A 17,743-nucleotide genomic window follows, 5' to 3' on the forward strand; every position below is an offset into this window, starting at 1 on the left:
TGAAGAGATCTTGCGTTACTATGCCCAGCGCTGGACGATCGAATGCTTTTTCCGGCAGGCCAAAGACCAGCTGAAGTCAGATGGTACCGTGTTCGTCACATTCGGGCGGTGAAACGGTATGGGGCAGTGGTGCTGTTCGCCTGCATATACAGCATCGCGGCATCTCAACAAGACCTCTCTTCCGGACTGGAGCTTCTTCGGTCTCGGAAAGGACACAGCATCGTCGAGTTCATCGATGGCGCCTCAAAGCAAGAGATTCCATTGATGTGATCAAAAAACTGCTCCATGTCGCCTAAGGGGTCCCCTGTTTGTCTCTTAGGGCATGGAAATTATTGTAATGAAAAATGCTCATCTACAGTAGTTAAGAAATGGGATGGCAAAGCCGTATCCACGAGTAGATCACCAGTCTCCTAGGGGAATGGTGATTTCATCGTGTATACAGCTTTACCATGTCATTTCTCCATTCGAAAAACCGTTGTTGGTTTTAGCCAACAATGCTCGTTTCGGTCATATACAGGCAAACTACCCCATACATATAAAATCAGAAATTCCGTTTTAACCGTTTGTCCGCCTGTCACCATTTTCTCGTTCCGCCAATAGCCTATTACTGTCGAAATTCACAACGACTGAGGTGACGATATGGCCGTTGTAGCCCACACCGAGGAAGACGTGAAGCTGCTGGCTCGGCTCATGCGGGCGGAAGCGGAAGGAGACGGGCGGCTTGGGATGCTCATGGTCGGCAACGTCGGCATCAACCGCGTCATCGCCGACTGCCTTGATTTCCGCGGTATCCGCTCCATCCGGCAAATGGTGTTCCAGAGCCCTGGCGGCTTTGAAGCGGTGCAAAAAGGGTACTTTTACCAACGGGCGCGCGATATTGATATTGGGTTGGCACGTCAAGTGATCCGCGGCTGGCGCTACCATCCCGCGACCAATGCGCTTTGGTTTTTTAAGCCGCCTGAAGGCGAGCCTTGCCCACCGCAATGGTTCAACCAATGGAACGTCGGCCGGTATAAATCACACTGCTTTTTTGCGCCGACCCAATCGGACTGCCCGCGCGTTTATTGACATTTTTTCATATGGGGAGGGGTTCCTATGTCCAACTATACAGACTATCACTTTTATTCGGAGGAGGAAGAGCAGCGGCAACAGCCATCCACGCCGTATCCATACGGCTATGCGTATCCGCAACCGTATTATCCAGCTTGGTACCCATATTCGTACTATCCACAAGCGGTCTCCGCTCCGGCGATGACGCCGCCGACATTCGGGCTGCAAACGCCAACCTTCACCGCACCGACACCGACTACCGCCGCTGCGCCTGCGGCGGCAGGAGCGGCGATCCCGGGGATGTTGCCGCTTGAAGAGTCGTATATTGAAAACATTTTGCGGTTAAACAAAGGGAAAGTCGCCACGGTGTATGCGACGTTTGAAAACAACCGTGAGTGGAACGCGAAAGTATTCCGCGGCGTGATTGAGGCAGCGGGGCGCGACCATGTCATTTTGAGCGATCCGCAAACGGGAACGCGCTATTTGATCCCGATGATTTACCTCGATTACGTCACCTTTGAAGGGGAAATCGCCTACGAATACCCGTTCGCCGGTGCGACAGCGGCGCCGCTTTCCTCCTATTCTCCGCGCTGAGCGGCGTCCCAAGCTGTCCCTTTATGCCAGAGGGTGTCCCAAACGGACCGGGACACCCTCTCTTATCGCTATATAAGCGCCTGCCGCTTCCCTGCCACACGGGATGTTGCGTCTTTCTTGAGGGGGAGATCGCCTTTCCGGTCAGCCCTCTCTCTCATCGGTATAGACGCACCGACCGCTTTTGTCACACGAGGTGTTGGTCGGATCTGAACGATAGATCGCTTTGGGGATCAACCCCTAGATCATCGCTAGATACGAACGGGCCGCTTCCTCCACACGATATGACCCGCAACCCATTTCCGGCTTACCGATTAAGCTGGCGATCGTTGTCAGCTTCCGCCAAACCATACGGCCCGCCACCGGCCTTTTCGTTCGGCTCCGCGTTACAGCCACTTCAACGCCGCATATCCGATCATCACCCAAGCGATTAAAAAAGCAATACCGCCCAATGGGGTGATGGCGCCAAGCGGCTTGAGTTGCGTAACGCTTAATACGTACAAGCTGCCAGAAAACAGAACAATCCCCGCCAGCATCACCCAGCCCGCGGCACCGATCAGCCCGACATTTGGCGCCTTGCCAAGCAACAGGCCGACGACCAACAAGCCTGCCGCATGAAACATTTGGTATTGCACCGCCGTTTTCCAAATCTCCAAATACCGATCCGGAATTTTCCCTTCCAACCCATGTGCGCCAAACGCTCCTAACGCCACGGCTAAAAACGCATTGAGCGCGCCGAGAAGGACAAATGTTTTCATAGCTGTCCCGCCTTTCTAAATGGGAGATTGTTTTCTTTCAAATGGGAATGTTCCATGACAACCAAAGACTAATCGATCGGAACCCATCGATGGAACCAGCCGATCGGGAGCGCCACTGGCCAGACCTGCATTCAGGCCGGAGAACCGCTTCTTGTCCTCCGGCGCCAAACAGAACAAGCTCTATGAACCTCTCCCACCTACATTCCATTTCGAGGTGGGAGACTTCTCGGTGAATGTGTTAAAAGGAAAGAGCCGCTTCACGGGTTTTCCTTGTCTTTCCGTCAAAAATCTAACAACGACTCCCCGTTCGCCTCGTCATCAATGTCAGGGGAGCGCCCCCGGCCGGAAACGGATCCTAACGACAGCCCACCAGCAACCGACATCGGCCCGCCGACGACAAGCGGCCCTGTTGAGAGAGAGGGAACGGCCGGCTGCGGTTGAGCCGTTGTTTCTAACATTAAATCGCATAAGGCACGAACAGCGGCGATATGTTCGCGCATCCGCTGTGGGTCATGAGCCGCCTTCGCTTTGCGGAGCTCATCTTCCATTTTTCCAACAATGGCGGCAAAGGAAATGGACATGCTTCTTCCTCCTCGCTCACTCGGCGCGGGCGCCGATGTTTTCGATTTGCCAGTCGATCGGTTCGCGTCCGTGCTTGGTTAAAAACGCGTTCGTCCGCGAAAATGGGCGGTGACCGAAAAAGCCGCGCGCGGCGGAAAACGGGCTCGGGTGCGGCGCCTCGATGATATGATGGCGCGGATTCGTAATCCGTTCTTTTTTCTCTTGCGCATTCCGTCCCCAAAGCAAAAAGACGACCGGATCGTCTTTTTCATTGACGAGTTCAATGACGCGGTCGGTGAAATATTCCCACCCTTTGCCGCGGTGGGAATTCGCCTGGCCGCGGCGGACGGTCAACACCGTGTTTAACAACAGCACCCCTTGCTTTGCCCATTTCACAAGGTAGCCGTTATCCGGGATGTAGCAGCCAAGATCGTCATGCAGCTCTTTGAAGATGTTGACTAATGACGGCGGCACCGGCACGCCCGGCTTGACGGAAAAACTCAACCCGTGCGCCTGCCCCGGACCGTGGTACGGGTCTTGCCCAAGCAGCACGACTTTGACGTTCGCGTACGGCGTATAATGAAGGGCGTTAAAAATATCGTGCATATCCGGATAAATCGTCCGCGTCCGGTACTCCTCTTTTAAAAACTCGCGCAGCTTCAAGTAGTACGGTTTTTGAAACTCCTCTTCAAGCAGCGGAGCCCAGTCGTTTTTGAGAATCGGCATTCTGAGCCACTCCTTTGCCATCGGCTTTTTCCTTTATCATTGTAACGAAAAACACACCGCCGGCAAAGCGAAGTGAACGGCAGCCATCGGGGAAGCTCGCTTTCCAACCAAAAGCACCAATCCTTTGCCCCAGCCATCAAAGGCGCCCTGAAATCAGCCACCGGAGCAGGCCAACAGCAAGCAGCACGTACAAAAGCAGGATCAGCGCCCCGGCGGTCCAATTCGTCGGTTTGCCGCGCCTAGCGAGCTCTTCCGCCCGCGCCCGGTGTTCGGCGACGATGTCTTTCGGCAGCCACTTGAGCGCCAAGTAAATGCCAAGCGGCACAAGCAGCAAATCATCCACGTACCCGAGAACCGGAACGAAATCGGGGATCAAATCGATCGGGCTGAACGCGTACGCCGCGACAGTCAGCATAAAGAGACGCAACCAGACCGAGACGCGGCGGTCGCGGCTGGCCGAATACAAGACGAAAATTTCCCGTTTCAGCCTCTTTGCCCATAACTTCCATTTTTCGAACACCGATCATCCCCCTTTTCTGTTTCAAATAGTATAAAATAGGGGTATAGTCATTGTAAACGCCTGATTGGTGGACAAGAGCATGCGACCGTAAAAACAAACGAGCGATCATTTGAGGTGAATGGAAATGGAAAAGAAACAATTTCATCTCGTTCATGACGAACGGTCAGACCGACACGTGGTATACATAAAAGGAGAGCTTGATTTAGCGGCGGCCGAGCAGTTTCGGCGTGCCATTGAACCGCTCGCCCATGACGCGGCCAAAACGCTTGTCATCCGCTTAGACGAGTTGACGTACATTGACAGCACCGGCATCGGCATGTTTGTGGCGCTGCTGAAAACCCGCAAAAAGCAAGGAGCTCCCTTTCTGATTGAAAACGTGCCGCCCAAAGTACAGCGTCTGTTTGATTTAACCGGCGTCTCTCACTTTTTTTCCGAAACAAATGACACGACAGAAAGGATCGAGAGCCAATCATGAAAGAGCACGAAACGATCGTACAGCTGTCGATTCCAGCCGATGCGCAATTCATCGATATCGCGCGTCTGACTTTGTACGGGCTGGCCGCCAAAATGGGATTTTCGTATGAGGAAATAGAGGATATGAAAGTCGCCGTCTCCGAAGCATGTAACAATGCGGTGCTGCATGCCTACAACGGGGCAGGCGGCGTCATTCATCTTCGCTTTGAGATAAGCACCGACGCGCTGTCGATCATCATCAAAGATCAAGGCAAAGGGTTCGATTACAAACGGGCGGCCAAGCAGGCGGCACCCCTGTCCACGAAACCGCTTGAAGACGTCAAAGTCGGCGGCCTCGGCCTCTTTTTAATGGAAGCGCTCATGGACGACGTCACTGTCAGCACAAAAGGCGGCACGGAAGTCCGCCTGACGAAATTCCGCCCTCGCGGAGAAGGAGAGCATGCCCATGACTCTATATCCCCCTCCTCTGTCCAAGAGCAAGCTTGACGCCTTGATTGCTGCTTACCAACAAACGAAGGCGGAAGAAGCGGCGACGGCGTTGCTCGTCCGCTTTGAACCGCTGATTGTGGCGGCGGCGAGAAAAATGGCGCGCAGCCGCCCCGACTTTTACGAAGATTTGTTTCAAGTCGGACGGTTGTCGTTTTTGCGTCTCCTTGAGCATTACGATCCAAACCAAGGGACGAGCTTCGAATCGTACGCGATGAAAAGCTTAATTGGCTATATGAAAAACTATTTGCGCGACAAAGCGTGGTACATTCAAGTGCCGCGCAAGGTGAAAGAAAAAGGAAGTAAAGTGCAGCAAGCCATCGACGAGTTGACCATCAAGCTGGAACGTTCGCCGACCATCGATGAAATCGCCGACCATCTAGGCTTATCAGCGGAGGAGACGATTGAAATTTTGGCCGGCCGCGACCATTACCAGCCTGTTTCGATCGACGCCCCCGTGCAAGACAGCGAAAAGGACGGAACGACCATCGGAGAATTTATCGCTGATCAGACAAATGAGGTTGAAGCGCTGATCGAACGTTTGGATTTGCAGCAGGCGATCGACAAGCTGAGCGAGCAGGAACGGCTCGTCATTGACGCCGTTTTCCGCCGCGGAGAAACGCAGCGCTCGCTCGCCGAACGGCTCGGCGTCTCACAAATGACGATCAGCCGCATCCAAAAGCGAGCGATCGACAAACTGAAACGACAGCTTGCCGCCCATCCGTCCTGATCTTCACACCGTCAAGCCAAACGAAGGAAGAAAGAGGGATCATGCTGTTTGGCGAAGAAAAGACGGCGGCTGCGCGTTGCTCCGCATTCGAACCATCGCTCGCCGAACCAAAAACGGCGCCGCCGAGTGCGGACAGGCACTAACGGCGGCGCAGCAGCAGCAATGTCTGGTCATCCTTTTGTTCGTATCGGTGATATGCCCGAATTTGCTCATATAGCTCGTGAACGATTTGCGCAGCGGGCTGATCAAGATTGACGCGAGCGAGCATCGAAGCAAGAACGGAAAACCCGTCATCGATTTCGGCGTTGCGTTTTTCGGTCACTCCGTCCGTGTACAGCAACACAAAATCCCCCGGCTCTAGCACGACCGACTGAGTTTCAAAGGAAAATTGCGGAAATAAACCGAGCGCGCATCCTTTGGCGCGGAGCGGTACGCACTGTTTTGTTTTCGCCTTATAGAGAAGCGCCGGCTCATGCCCCGCGCACGCGTAGGAAAAAGCGTGCGTTTTCTCATTGTAGTTGCCGACTACCATCGTCACAAACATGGACGGTTCCGTGTAATCGTAGGCAAACCGATTCAACAAGTCGAGATACACATGCGGCTGCGTCCCGTAATGAACGGTTCGGTCTAGAATAAACTTCATTAACGTCATGATCATCGCCGCCGGAATGCCCTTCCCCGACACATCGGCAATGCCAACGGATACCGACCTCTGGTGGACCGCGAAATGATAAAAATCCCCGCTAAGCACGCGAGCAGGCACGCTGAGAACCCCAATGTCCACATAGGAAGGCAGATCGGCTGCAGCCGACGCTTGCAAGAGCGACCGTTGCATATTGGCGGCCAACGACATTTCAAAATCAAGCTGCTCGCGTTCGCGCTCAAGCCGCTCCTTTTCTTTTTTCTCAGTCATGTCGCGCAAGACGGCGACGAGCCCGGTCAACGTTCCGTTTTCCATCACGGGCGCGAGCGTATAACCGACCGGCAAGCAAACGCCGTCCCGCCGCCGAAACGGCTCTTCCTCGACGCGAATCACTTCGCCGCTTTTCAAACGTTTCACAACGCGGCGCAGCTGCTTCCAATCCCAGGCAGCCCCATCCGGACGCGCCAGTGAGACAAATGAAAACAATGGCTTTCCTTTTGCCTCACCCGGAGCGGCGCCGATCAAGCGGCCCGCCGCCGGATTCATCCAAACGATGCGCCCGTCCCGATTGACCATCAGCAACCCTTCACCGAGCGCATTGGCCATCATCTCAAGCTGCTGTTCGCGCTGCTTCAGCTCCGTGTACGGCTTTTCCACCGTTTCCGCGTACATCGCGCGCACCACATACAAGAAGCCGGCCATCTCATACAAAGGCCCCCAAAGCCGTGACCCGTCGCCAACCAGCAGCAACGCCTGTCCAAGGGCAAACAACAAACAAGCCGGCGGCCAGTATAAAAGCGAAGAAGAGCCGCCTTGTCGCCAGCGGCGCCACACGAGCACCCCCGCCGCCACGTCAAGCAAGCCAGTCACACCGGTTCCGACCTGCCACCAAAGTCGCCAGCGGCTTGTCCCGTCCTCCGCTCCCACCGTCGCCACCATATGAATGAACAGCCCGACGACAGCTGTGTAAGCAAAAGCGGCCAAAAACGCTTGCCACCGCTGTCCGCTATGCCGCTCCATCACTTCATCCGGGCGCGAAAACAGAAAAAGAAAACCCACGGCCAGCGTCAAGCGGGCAGCAAGCGCAAACAGCGCCGCCGACACGCCAGTCGCTGTAAACGACCACACCGTTGACCATGAAAAAAGCGCTCCCGCTGAAAAAAATAACGCCCCCATAATCAACCGTTCCATTGACAATGTATGCGGGAACACCGCCCACCCTTGCACAGCGACGAGCCAACAAGCAACAACAGCGGCAAGCCCCAAAACAAGGTCAAGCGAATGGTCAAGGCGGGGCGGAAGCGGATTCCAACCGCCCGAAAGCAACAACCAACAGAACCAGACAGCGGCCAATACAGCAGTTGCCGCGTGCAGACGCACCCGCTCATTTGGCTTCTGTTCGTTCACAAAAGAGAAACCTCCACTCCCTCGTTGATATGGTTATTATACCATACTCACATTTCACACCTCCATTTCGCACCTTAGCCGGATCCAAAAAAGATGTTACGTTCGATCAGTGGACGATCGCTCATGGAGTGAGGCGGAAAACTTTAATTAAAACGTATGAGCCAAGTCTTTCGCCCGGGCAATGGCGTTCGCCTTAATTTCTTCCGCTTTTTCCGGCACAGCCGCATGCCCCTCAATGAATAAGCCTTCAAATGATGGCACGCCGAAAAATTGCATAATGACGCTTAAATAGCGGTGTCCCATTTCCATCGCTGCCGCTGGGCCTTCCGAATAAAAACCGCCCCGCGCCTGAATGTGGAGTGCTTTTTTGTCTGTCAGCAGCCCGACCGGTCCTTGCTCGGTATACTTAAACGTTTTTCCGGCCACCGCCACCGCGTCAATGTACGCTTTCAATACGGGCGGGAAAGAAAAGTTCCACATCGGCGTGACGAACACGTATTTGTCCGCGGAGATGAACTGATCGCACAGCTCGTTCATCCGTCCGACTTTCGCTTTTTCCTCGGCCGAGAGCTGTTCAAACGATTGGCCAGAACGGAGCTTGCCCCATCCACTGAATACATCGACATCGATTTCCGGAATGTATTCTTTATACAAGTCGAGATGAATCACTTCATGATCCGGATGCACTTGCTTGTACGTGTCGATAAACGCCTTCCCGACCGCCATGCTGTACGATTGTGTATCGTCGTGGGGATGGGCGGTGATATACAATACTTTCGTCATGATGCATACTCCCTTTCTTGATGATCTCAGCATGTTAGTGTGTGCCGCTTGCCACAACGGCATGCATTTATCTTTGTCCCAAATATCTCGAACGAGAGATAATTATAGAAGGAGGAGACGAATTTCGCAAATCATTTGCCCAAAAAAAAATTGCCCTAGAGGCAATTGACGTGCGGATCGGTTATTCGCTTTGCTCAACAACAAACGGATTGCCGCTGATTTGTTTTCGGATCTCATCCGTGAGCGTAAACAACTCACCTTTGACACCGCTTTCATTTTCGCTAGGCAGATGACCGCTCCCATCGTAGTAGATCGGTTTTTCTTCCATCATGGTTGGCCCCCTTGATTCACGTAGGATACAGGAACTAGTCTATACTCCCATTTTACCATTTATGCGGCGGGAATTCGATCGGTTTTTTGAAATTCGAGTCGGCCAAGACTTGGTGGAGAACGTTTTTTGGCTCCTTATGGAATTTTGAAATCACGGGTGATTGGGCCATTTTCACAAGTTTATATCCGTAAGCGCTTTTGTACTCTCATCTCTCATCCCTCATCAAACAGAGGGAGGAGCGAAACAGGGACCGCCAACACCAGCTGACGAATCGCCTCATGGCTGAGGACCGCATCTCTCACGATCGACTCCAACGTATTGGCGGCTTTGCGGTAGGAAGAGCACTCCTCAATTTAATACTGTAGATGATCATTTTTTCATTACAACATTTTCCATAAACAAAGAGACAAACAGGGTGCCTCCTAGGCAACATGGAGCTGTTTTTTGATCACATCAATGGGAATCTCTTGCTTCGCGGCATAGAACTTGGCATTAGTATCTTAATGGGTTGTCATGGGTCTAGTTTTTTGCAATCGACAGCGGATTGTAGTATTATTATGAAAAAAGGATATATTTTGGTAAATTTAAAAATAAATAAAACAGAATTGGATTTGTATGACTTTGTATCGTTTGAATTTTTGGTCGGTATTTCTGAATATTATTAACTTTCCTCTGTCTGATAGACTTTGTAAATGCCTTTTCTATATCGTAATCGGTCTGTTAATTTTTAATTGGCTTTTTGCATTAGCGAAACGCAAAAAAGGTTTAAGTGCCTATTAAAGAACAGGGAGGATTTCGACTTGGAAGTCATTAAACTAGATGGTATTAATAAAACCCGTGGTGCTAGTTGAGCGCTAGCGCTCAACTAGCCCAAGTGTTACAAGTGAATACACCAACAAGATGCCATCGAGTGCCACTTCAAACCCTAAAATCGAATTCGCACGAATGTCTGCCATACGATACTAGTCGATAAGGACGGAGAACACCGTTTCGATCACTTTCCGTTTTTGTTTGAGCCATGTCTCCCATGATTCCGATGGGCGGTGTTTCTGATTTTTGCGAGATGGAGTCCAAAAAGCGATGTGGTACGCTTCATACAACTTTTTTTTGCCATTCGCTACTGATGAATCCCTTGTACCCAAGTTATAGGGATGAGGAATTGGAGTCATGACGGTTTCAGCTGCGGTTCGATCGTGACAGGACGCCTCGGTTACTACGTATCCCATAGGTAGCCCTTGGTCTGTCACTTGAAGATGAAACGTAAACCCATCGTACCACTGCTTTTTCGATGCACAAAACCCGATGTCAACGATGCCTCGAAATCGTTTGACACGGTCCATTCTTGCGGCATGGCACCACTCGATTGGCATGCTATCTACGACCGCATAGGCATGGTGTTGACCACGTTTCGCTAGTTGATGACGAATCCATTTGATCGCAAAGCGCAGCGATCGGCAACGGCGATGGTATCGAGAACGTTCGAGAAACTGTCCATCCGTGAACAAGTTCCCAGTCACAAAGCGATGCCATGCACGTTCAGAAGAGAAGCCAAGCAACTTTCTTAAAAGATGAATGGCAATAACCACCGCGTCTTCTTGTTTCGCCAAATGACGATTGCGGCGTTGAAGATAGAATTGAATTTGTGACAGCTGGGCAGAAACAAAAAAGAAAATGGCGGCATATTGTTTTTGAATCTTGGCTTGATCTGTAATAAAATGAAAGTGCTCTTGTATGGGGATTCTCCTTTCGAATGTTGGGTCGCACTTTCATTCTACAGGAGATCCGCAGGCAAGGGCTATTTTTATGCTTACTTGATTTTATCTAGCACCACGGGTTGTATCAAATATTTTTCCTGTAGCATCCCCTGCATCTCCAATGATACCAGCTACTTGTCCAACAGCCGATTTATCACCAGCACCATCACCGACTACCTTTGACAACCCAGCTGTCAGTAAAGTACTTTGCAACACCTTTGAGCCAGTAGTCACGCTTGGACCAATACCTGAGTTGCTTGCTTCAATATCCATCAAAAACTGACTAAAACCAGCTAGATTAGTAGCCATACCGTTAACCACTTTTACTCCGGTAAGTACATTATCTAACTCGTCGCTTTCTTTTACATTCGGCTTTGGTTTCTCCGTCGCGGCAACATTAGCTGCTCCGAATGCAAAAAGAATTCCCCACATTACCATTAGGGCAGATGTGAGCAAACTAAATAGCACGCTTCGCATTTTGCTTTCGCAGCAAACGTCCCACACCTCCTGTTTTTATACAAAATTTCTTATTGTATACAGCCTCTCCTTACATTCCACTCACCCCCTTAAAAGCCATTTTTCATCAATCACTTTATGAACATGGTCGTCAATCATGTCTTCTTTTGAGCCTCGTTGCTTTTGAACAATCTCCTTGATCTTATTAAGATCCATTGTATTGTCATATTTGAGGCCTTCCATTCTTGTTACTTGTATAGCATCATAACTTTCTCGAACAATCGTCTTCATGTTCTCGATAATTTTCCTGTATTTTGTTTTATCACACTTTGCTTCTAATAAAATCAATTTTACAGCGAATAAGTGTCCTTCTAACTCAAGATCGATAAGGGCAAATGATCTTATGTCTGAATAGATAGATAAATTGAATAACTAATTTTTTAATTCTCTCATATGTTTCTTGATTAATGGGCTGCCTCTTTAAAACGAGCGGTAAAAGCTCCGACAGTTCTCTAGCTAACGATTCTAAAAGAATGCTTTTCTCATTCCATAACTTTAGAAAATCGAAAAAATGCTGGAATCCCCTTCTATATTTTTCTTCTCCTAACCTCATTTTTTGCATAACGGGCATTAAAAACTCGACAATGTCCTCTGCTTTTTCTAATATCTGTTCGTAAAAAGACGGATCATGTTTTAAAGCAGCATATATGCGTCTTTCGGCGGAACAAAGAGTTTCAAGGGTATAATAGAAATTCAATGCTTTTTTTGAAAGAGCTAAATCCCTTACAATGGCTCCAGATTGATCGACAACGACAAATTTATTGAGAACCCCATTCGCTAACCTGCTAAACCACCCTTTTTTGTACAAACCAACTAACCTATACTTCTTTCCCCGATAATATAATCCGCACTCATAAGCGGCACTTGCCGAAACTTGATGTACTTTCGAATCGCATCCAAATACACACCTGTCGCTGGTTCCATAATTGGGATGCGCAACTCAAAAACACCTCTTTTATTTATGGAATATCCATGCTTTATTCATTATTTCATTAGCATAATCTGTAATCATATCTTCTTTCGGGTATAATCTCTCTTCAATTACTCTTTTTATTTTATTGAGGTCCGTTGTACGAGCGTACGATATGCCATCCATCATTGTCGTTTGGATAGCACGGATACTTTCCCGAACAATTAATTTTATATTTTCAATGCTTTTCTTATATTTGATCAAGTGGATCGTTTTATCACGTTCAGCTTCCGATAACGTTAGTTTTACAGACAATAAAGCCCCTTCCTGGTAAAGATCAATCAAGCTCATTGTTCTGATGTCGGTATTGTTCACAAATTGAATAACTAAACTCTTGACTTTTTTATACAACTCTTCATCAGCCGCCTGTCGGTTGAGAACAAGCGACAAAGGGGCGGATAATTCTCTTGCCACTTGTTCCAAAGCAATGCTCTTTTCGTTATATAACTTTAAAAAAGAGAAAAATTGCTGAAAAAGGTATCGATTTCGTTCTTCTCCATTTTTAAATTGCCTCATGACAGGAATTAGTAAAGGGATAATGCCCTCTGCCTCCGCCAATATTTCTTCATAAAAAGACGGATCGTGTTTTAAAGCAGCCGCAATCCGTGTTTCGCAAAGCCAAAGACTTTCAAATGTACAATAGTATTCTAATAGTTTTCTCGAGAGTTCCGGGTCTTTGACAACCGCCCCATGTTCGTCGACAACCATAAACTTCTGCAACATCCGGTTTACGATGCCGCCAAAGAGCTTCTTTTTGTACAGTCCGACCAGCTTATACCGTTTCCCGTCGAGAATATAATCCGCACTCATAAGCGGCACTTGCCGAAACTTGATGTACTTTCGAATCGCATCCAAATACACACCTGTCGCTGGTTCCATAATTGGAATTTTCATGCTTCTCATCTCCTATTGTTAGCTGAAAATAAATTTTGCCAATTCCATTAACACCGGGCCTAAGATAAAAATGATGGTGGAAGGAAAAGCAAGCAGCATAAGCGGAAAGAATAGTTTGACTGACGCCTTCGCGCCCATTTCTTGAGCCCTTTTTTTTCGATTTTCCCACACTTCTGTGGCCTGTTGCCGTAAAATGGCGGTAATGCCGGATGATCCTCTTTCAAGCGTTTGATTAACGGCTGAAACGAACCGGCTGACCTCATCAATTTGGCAACGTTCCGCCATCCTCTCAAGCGCTTCGGTTTGCGGAATTCCTAAGGATACCTCGTATATCACTTGTTTTAACTCCTCAGATAACACGCCTTTTTTACGCGTCGCCACTTCCTTGATGGCAGGAAATAGGTTCAACCCTGCCTCGCACATGATCGCGATAGAATTCACATAATGCGGCAGCTCGCGGCTGATCGTTTCCTTTCGTTTCCGTATCTCACCATTTAACCAAACAACAGGCAAAGCATATGAAAGAGGAGAAAGCGCAAGCGCAAATATATAAAAACTGCTTTCGCCGCTTGCAAGAGCCAGCATCAAATAAAATAAACAGACTGCCACAGGCAGTATAAGCTGAAGGCTGTAAACATCTAACGGGGTCCACTTGCCTGCCAAACCGGCTCCCATAATCTTTTCCGTTAAAACCTTTCTCCTTTTAGCATTCATTTGTATATTAAGAAACGCCAACAAATTTCCAACGCTTCGGCTGATCTTTTTAACGATTCCGTATTTGCTGATAGGGACTTTTTCGCCGGCTGCTTGGAAGTTAAAGCGTTTTTGCAGCTTATACATCCGCAACATGTTAAAGGGCAAGAAAGCGATGCAGATCGTAAGAAAAACTAATGACGAAATGAGAAATAACATTTGGGCTCACCTGCTAAATCTTGATAGAAGTAATCGCTCTTGCTACAAAGTAATTAAAAACCAACATAAGGGCGGCCAGAAAAAGCAACGTTGTTCCAACCCATGACTCGTACATTGGCGCTAAATATGAAGGATTAAGCAGCATAATGAGAAACACGAGAGTGATCGGCATGATCGTCAATATTCTTGCTTCCATTCGTTTTTGAGCCGTAGCCAGCTTAATTTCCTGTTGAATCGTAATTTTATCACTGATCATTTGACTTATGTTTTCAATAACCTCTGTCAAATTACCGCCTTTCGATTTAGTGATTAAAGTGGCGTCAATAAATTGCTGCACCTCTTCATAGTCGTTTCGCTCTTTAAACCGAAGCAGTGACTCATCGACGGAAAGACCGAACTTAATATTGTTGTTTAGTTTCTCCAATTCTATTAACAGAGGCTTTAATTTCTTTTTCCCTAACTGTTTTTCCAAGTCATATTGGCATCTCATCAAAGCAGTCTGCAAAGACGCACCCGCTTTAAGGGAGTTGGCTATCGATAAAATGGCATCACGAAACTGCAAAATAAACGCCTCTTTTAGTTTTTCTTGCTTCCTTTTTTTCGCTATCCTTGGATACAGCAAACCGAGACATCCGCTCAAAATGGTATAAAACAAGCTTTGAAACAATATAAAACCAAAAGTCATGCATCCTGCGCATATGAAGACTATTCTAATCCATTCGTACTTGTTGCCGTCTTCGCCATCAAAAACGAATTGCTTTATCTTATTTAGCGTCAAGCCTTTTTTGTTATCATGTTCTTGCCCCTTATTAAAATAACTGACAAGCAATTTTTTTGTCGGAACATTTCCATACATTAATAAGTAAATTAACTCATAAAAAGAGCGGCATAATACATACAAGGATATTAATATGCATATATATGCTAGCATCATGATTGCATCATTACCCTTTTATCAAAAATATCGTTAATCGATTGACTGATCCCGAGCGACGCCCATTTATCCATTTGTTTAACAACATTTCCAGTAGACTCAAGCCTGCCAAAAACGGTTCCATTCTCCCCGACATGCGTTGTTTTCCACTTAAATAAATCTACACACTCGATCTCCCCATTGCGAAAATCTCGCACCTCGGAAATTTGAATCACCTTCCTCGAACCGTCACGCATCCGACCTAAGTGAATAATAAACTCGACAGCAGAGGCAATTTGCCTTCTAATAGCTGGAAGCGGAAGTTCAAGCCCAGACATCAATACCATTGTTTCTAATCTTGATAGCATATCCATTGACGAATTGGCATGACCCGTCGTCAATGAACCGTCATGGCCCGTGTTCATCGCTTGAAGCATGTCTAGAGCTTCCCCCGACCGCACTTCGCCAACAATAATGCGATCCGGCCGCATCCGTAGGGCTGTTTTGACTAAATCACGGATCGTAATCATTCCCTTATTCTCTATATTAGGCGGTCTCGTTTCAAGCCTTACTAAGTTTTCAATATGGGAAACTTTGAGCTCGGCAGCATCTTCGACAGTAATAATTCGCTCATGTCTAGGAATAAACATACTTAATGCATTTAAGAACGTCGTTTTTCCGGATCCCGTTCCTCCAGACACAATAATGTTATATCTCGCCTTTACTAAATAAGAGAGCCATTCGGCGATCTTTTGGTCAAGGCCCCCTAATTGAACCAAATCTTCCATCGTGTAGGGGTTAGATGGAAATTTCCGTATTGTAACGACAGGTCCGTTTAAGGAAACGGGACGGATCACCACGTTTACACGAGATCCGTCTGGGAGGCGCGCATCAACTATTGGATCGCTTTCATCTATTTTTCTATTAATCGGAGCGACAATTTTCTCTACTAAATTTAAAATATCCGCTTCAGATTCAAATTGAATAGGAATGCCTTCTTCTGTAAGAGCCCTTGAAATCCGTCCTCTTCTCTCAATAAATACATCTTTCGTCCCATTAATCATAATTTCCGTTATCTCTTCATCCCTGATTAAAGGATCGATGACTCCAAATCCAATCAAGTTGCGAACAATTTCCCCCGTAATAAGCCTCTTTTCGCTTGTATCAAGCAAAAGATCGACATAATTCGCCTCATATTCTTCTTCGAACGCCTTCCAAACGAGCTGCTTCAGCTTCTCGGGCTGATGAAGCAACTCCGGCTCTTCCCCAAAATGTGACAAAATTTTTTGTCTTACTGAATACTTTAAATCGTCCACCTTCTCATTTTGTTCAAGAGCAAAGCTAGAAGTCGCTTCTATGCTTTCGCTATGAAAAAACTGTTTTTTCTTAATCGCTTCCTCTATCCTCATTTCTGCCTCCCAATAGACAATAAACCTAATTTCCCAACCTCTTTATTGTTAAAAATCGGGAAAATCAAGTGTGCTACGCGTCTAAAATGCCTCTGCACTTTCAATTGGGACTTGTGAACGAGCAACGCCCCCCTATTTACAAAATTTTGGATTTGAAGGTCAAAGTCTGGAATCACTTCGTCTGCCTTCATCGATAACACCATTTCGATTTCTTTGGTGTTAATCGAATAAGAGGGATTATACTTATTAACGACTAAATAGTGGGATTGATAAGGGTGCTTTAGCTTTTGCAATAACTCTTTCGCAGACAGTAACTGCCAGTTTACAACAACATCAGGCATTGTAATGAGAACAACATCCGTAGCCCAACTTAATAATGAGATATTTTTATGAGTTAATTCTGTCGAAGTATCGCATATAATAGCTTCAAAATCTAAATTCTCCAAAGCCCCTAATATTTGATCCGTCATTTCTAAAGTAAGATTTCCCATCTTTATATACGACGCTGCAGCGAGAACATAGAGCTTCTTGTCATGCTGGACTTCAACCTCAATGATTGAGTCTAAAATCGCTTTTTCCAATGTCTCAAGACTATATGTTTGTTGCTCCAGTATCCCTATAGCTTCCGCCAAATTTTTATTGCGAGGAAGGTTAAAAACGGAAGATATACTTCCAAAAATAGATAAATAAGCCAATAAAACTTTTTTGTCCTTTAATGCAAGCTGAAGAGCGCTATTTACCGCAAGTGTGGTTTTTCCTACTCCGCCCTTGGGCGAATAAAAAACGATCTTCCTCATCTTATTTAAGGAGTGAGTGAGCTCCCTCGACGCTGTATCAAGCGATTTCTCATTAAAATCAAACTTCAGCGAAAGTATTTTTTTGGTAATCAGGGTGTAAGGAGTATATTTATATAAAACATGAACAGATTCATCATTCGAATCATTGGAAAATGAAATAAATTCCTCCACAATTAAAACGATTTTACGAAATCCTTTAGCTTTTAAAAACATTAGTCCTTCTGGCAATTCCTCGATCAAATCTTTGCCAATCAAAAGCACATCAATGCTTGAAGGATCAATAGAAATCAATGCCTCGACCGAATCACCGTCATATATAACTTCTATTGTTTGATTGTGCTGTTGATAGTAGGAAACAATGTCTTCTCGATATTTAGCGCTTCTCTCAATTAAACAAACTTTAATACTTTTTTTCTGTAGCCCAGGTATGAGTTGATCGTCCACAGGCGTGTTGATTATCCAATAAAATCCAAAGGGTATAGAAAAAAGAGCACCTTTCCTGTAGAATGTGAGTAGCG

General features: G+C 47.2%; 21 protein-coding genes and 3 pseudogenes. 7 read left to right on the top strand and 17 right to left on the bottom strand.

Features of this window, described 5'->3' with window-relative positions; genetic code table 11:
• The 3 genes and pseudogenes from B4113_RS18695 to gerQ form a co-directional block, all read left to right on the top strand.
• Positions 1–296 (top strand): annotated as a pseudogene (locus B4113_RS18695) (transposase); the annotation flags it as partial.
• Positions 297–639: 343 nt separating this feature from the next.
• Positions 640–1,068, top strand: coding sequence for a cell wall hydrolase (locus tag B4113_RS07855; RefSeq protein WP_033842830.1), 429 nt, complete (start codon positions 640–642; stop codon positions 1,066–1,068).
• A gap of 27 nt (positions 1,069–1,095) precedes the next feature.
• Complete coding sequence (gerQ, locus tag B4113_RS07860) at positions 1,096–1,644, top strand: spore coat protein GerQ (RefSeq protein WP_033021622.1); 549 nt, start codon at positions 1,096–1,098, stop codon at positions 1,642–1,644.
• Between the two features lie 383 nt (positions 1,645–2,027).
• Here the strand turns inward: gerQ and B4113_RS07865 are convergent, their stop codons facing one another.
• The 4 genes from B4113_RS07865 to B4113_RS07880 all read right to left on the bottom strand — a co-directional run bounded on the left by B4113_RS07865 (position 2,028) and on the right by B4113_RS07880 (position 4,206).
• Entirely contained in the window at positions 2,028–2,399 is a 372-nt protein-coding gene (locus B4113_RS07865; RefSeq protein ID WP_033842829.1) for a DUF423 domain-containing protein, read from the bottom strand.
• Positions 2,400–2,680: 281 nt separating this feature from the next.
• Entirely contained in the window at positions 2,681–2,980 is a 300-nt protein-coding gene (locus B4113_RS07870) for a YwdI family protein (protein ID WP_033021616.1), read from the bottom strand.
• Positions 2,981–2,996: 16 nt separating this feature from the next.
• Positions 2,997–3,686 (bottom strand): uracil-DNA glycosylase, encoded by a 690-nt coding sequence (locus B4113_RS07875; RefSeq protein ID WP_033842828.1) that lies wholly within the window; start codon positions 3,684–3,686, stop codon positions 2,997–2,999.
• 136 nt (positions 3,687–3,822) lie between these two features.
• Positions 3,823–4,206: a YkvA family protein gene (locus tag B4113_RS07880; RefSeq protein ID WP_033842827.1), complete on the bottom strand. Its 384-nt coding sequence runs from the start codon at positions 4,204–4,206 to the stop codon at positions 3,823–3,825.
• Between the two features lie 124 nt (positions 4,207–4,330).
• Here B4113_RS07880 and B4113_RS07885 point away from each other — a divergent pair, with 124 nt between their 5' ends.
• From B4113_RS07885 to B4113_RS07895, 3 genes are read left to right on the top strand one after another with little or no spacing between them, the layout of a single operon-like run.
• Positions 4,331–4,681 (top strand): STAS domain-containing protein, encoded by a 351-nt coding sequence (locus B4113_RS07885; protein ID WP_033842826.1) that lies wholly within the window; start codon positions 4,331–4,333, stop codon positions 4,679–4,681.
• A complete protein-coding gene (gene rsbW, locus B4113_RS07890) occupies positions 4,678–5,166 on the top strand; it encodes an anti-sigma B factor RsbW (RefSeq protein WP_033842825.1) in 489 nt (162 codons plus the stop codon). Before B4113_RS07885 ends, rsbW begins: the two co-directional genes overlap by 4 nt.
• Positions 5,126–5,896 (top strand): sigma-70 family RNA polymerase sigma factor, encoded by a 771-nt coding sequence (locus B4113_RS07895; RefSeq protein WP_033021603.1) that lies wholly within the window; start codon positions 5,126–5,128, stop codon positions 5,894–5,896. Before rsbW ends, B4113_RS07895 begins: the two co-directional genes overlap by 41 nt.
• A 139-nt stretch (positions 5,897–6,035) precedes the next feature.
• Here the strand turns inward: B4113_RS07895 and B4113_RS07900 are convergent, their stop codons facing one another.
• The 4 genes and pseudogenes from B4113_RS07900 to B4113_RS19490 form a co-directional block, all read right to left on the bottom strand.
• The gene (locus B4113_RS07900) at positions 6,036–7,946 is read right to left on the bottom strand and encodes a SpoIIE family protein phosphatase (RefSeq protein WP_033842822.1); all 1,911 of its coding nucleotides are present in this window, start codon (positions 7,944–7,946) and stop codon (positions 6,036–6,038) included.
• Positions 7,947–8,093: 147 nt separating this feature from the next.
• Complete coding sequence (locus tag B4113_RS07905; RefSeq protein ID WP_033842821.1) at positions 8,094–8,729, bottom strand: FMN-dependent NADH-azoreductase; 636 nt, start codon at positions 8,727–8,729, stop codon at positions 8,094–8,096.
• 181 nt (positions 8,730–8,910) lie between these two features.
• Complete coding sequence (locus tag B4113_RS20095) at positions 8,911–9,057, bottom strand: hypothetical protein (RefSeq protein WP_172418433.1); 147 nt, start codon at positions 9,055–9,057, stop codon at positions 8,911–8,913.
• 239 nt (positions 9,058–9,296) lie between these two features.
• Positions 9,297–9,407, bottom strand: a pseudogene (locus B4113_RS19490) (UPF0236 family transposase-like protein); the annotation flags it as partial.
• 84 nt (positions 9,408–9,491) lie between these two features.
• On the opposite strand from B4113_RS19490, the gene B4113_RS20100 reads away from it, so the two are divergent.
• On the top strand, positions 9,492–9,725 hold the full coding sequence (locus B4113_RS20100) for a hypothetical protein (RefSeq protein ID WP_033842820.1): 234 nt from the start codon (positions 9,492–9,494) through the stop codon (positions 9,723–9,725).
• A gap of 189 nt (positions 9,726–9,914) precedes the next feature.
• Here B4113_RS20100 and B4113_RS07915 read toward each other — a convergent pair.
• The 9 genes and pseudogenes from B4113_RS07915 to B4113_RS07955 all read right to left on the bottom strand — a co-directional run.
• A pseudogene (locus B4113_RS07915) lies at positions 9,915–10,793 on the bottom strand (IS982 family transposase).
• Positions 10,794–10,877: 84 nt separating this feature from the next.
• Positions 10,878–11,270 (bottom strand): hypothetical protein, encoded by a 393-nt coding sequence (locus B4113_RS07920; RefSeq protein ID WP_153017140.1) that lies wholly within the window; start codon positions 11,268–11,270, stop codon positions 10,878–10,880.
• Between the two features lie 102 nt (positions 11,271–11,372).
• Positions 11,373–11,561, bottom strand: coding sequence for a hypothetical protein (locus B4113_RS07925; protein WP_033842818.1), 189 nt, complete (start codon positions 11,559–11,561; stop codon positions 11,373–11,375).
• An 85-nt stretch (positions 11,562–11,646) separates the two neighbouring features.
• Complete coding sequence (locus tag B4113_RS07930) at positions 11,647–12,138, bottom strand: hypothetical protein (RefSeq protein WP_033842817.1); 492 nt, start codon at positions 12,136–12,138, stop codon at positions 11,647–11,649.
• 147 nt (positions 12,139–12,285) lie between these two features.
• Entirely contained in the window at positions 12,286–13,194 is a 909-nt protein-coding gene (locus B4113_RS07935) for a hypothetical protein (protein WP_033842816.1), read from the bottom strand.
• A gap of 18 nt (positions 13,195–13,212) precedes the next feature.
• On the bottom strand, positions 13,213–14,106 hold the full coding sequence (locus tag B4113_RS07940; protein ID WP_033842814.1) for a type II secretion system F family protein: 894 nt from the start codon (positions 14,104–14,106) through the stop codon (positions 13,213–13,215).
• Positions 14,107–14,119: 13 nt separating this feature from the next.
• Positions 14,120–15,040, bottom strand: coding sequence for a type II secretion system F family protein (locus B4113_RS07945; RefSeq protein WP_033842813.1), 921 nt, complete (start codon positions 15,038–15,040; stop codon positions 14,120–14,122).
• A complete protein-coding gene (locus B4113_RS07950) occupies positions 15,037–16,428 on the bottom strand; it encodes a CpaF family protein (RefSeq protein ID WP_061912397.1) in 1,392 nt (463 codons plus the stop codon). Before B4113_RS07950 ends, B4113_RS07945 begins: the two co-directional genes overlap by 4 nt.
• On the bottom strand, positions 16,425–17,743 hold a 1,319-nt coding region (locus tag B4113_RS07955), incomplete at its 5' end, for an AAA family ATPase (RefSeq protein ID WP_061912398.1). The genes B4113_RS07950 and B4113_RS07955, both read right to left, overlap by 4 nt.

This window comes from Geobacillus sp. B4113_201601, assembly GCF_001587475.1.
GTDB lineage: Bacteria > Bacillota > Bacilli > Bacillales > Anoxybacillaceae > Geobacillus > Geobacillus icigianus.

Bases quoted from the DNA above. Each gene is read 5' to 3' on its own strand.
- B4113_RS07855 (WP_033842830.1), top strand. From the start codon at position 640: ATGGCCGTTGTAGCCCACACCGAGGAAGACGTGAAGCTGCTGGCTCGG.
- gerQ (WP_033021622.1), top strand. From the start codon at position 1,096: ATGTCCAACTATACAGACTATCACTTTTATTCGGAGGAGGAAGAGCAG.
- B4113_RS07865 (WP_033842829.1), bottom strand. From the start codon at position 2,399: ATGAAAACATTTGTCCTTCTCGGCGCGCTCAATGCGTTTTTAGCCGTG.
- B4113_RS07870 (WP_033021616.1), bottom strand. From the start codon at position 2,980: ATGTCCATTTCCTTTGCCGCCATTGTTGGAAAAATGGAAGATGAGCTC.
- B4113_RS07875 (WP_033842828.1), bottom strand. From the start codon at position 3,686: ATGCCGATTCTCAAAAACGACTGGGCTCCGCTGCTTGAAGAGGAGTTT.
- B4113_RS07885 (WP_033842826.1), top strand. From the start codon at position 4,331: ATGGAAAAGAAACAATTTCATCTCGTTCATGACGAACGGTCAGACCGA.
- rsbW (WP_033842825.1), top strand. From the start codon at position 4,678: ATGAAAGAGCACGAAACGATCGTACAGCTGTCGATTCCAGCCGATGCG.
- B4113_RS07895 (WP_033021603.1), top strand. From the start codon at position 5,126: ATGACTCTATATCCCCCTCCTCTGTCCAAGAGCAAGCTTGACGCCTTG.
- B4113_RS07905 (WP_033842821.1), bottom strand. From the start codon at position 8,729: ATGACGAAAGTATTGTATATCACCGCCCATCCCCACGACGATACACAA.
- B4113_RS20095 (WP_172418433.1), bottom strand. From the start codon at position 9,057: ATGGAAGAAAAACCGATCTACTACGATGGGAGCGGTCATCTGCCTAGC.
- B4113_RS20100 (WP_033842820.1), top strand. From the start codon at position 9,492: ATGGAGCTGTTTTTTGATCACATCAATGGGAATCTCTTGCTTCGCGGC.
- B4113_RS07925 (WP_033842818.1), bottom strand. From the start codon at position 11,561: ATGAAGACGATTGTTCGAGAAAGTTATGATGCTATACAAGTAACAAGA.
- B4113_RS07935 (WP_033842816.1), bottom strand. From the start codon at position 13,194: ATGAAAATTCCAATTATGGAACCAGCGACAGGTGTGTATTTGGATGCG.
- B4113_RS07940 (WP_033842814.1), bottom strand. From the start codon at position 14,106: ATGTTATTTCTCATTTCGTCATTAGTTTTTCTTACGATCTGCATCGCT.
- B4113_RS07945 (WP_033842813.1), bottom strand. From the start codon at position 15,040: ATGATGCTAGCATATATATGCATATTAATATCCTTGTATGTATTATGC.
- B4113_RS07950 (WP_061912397.1), bottom strand. From the start codon at position 16,428: ATGAGGATAGAGGAAGCGATTAAGAAAAAACAGTTTTTTCATAGCGAA.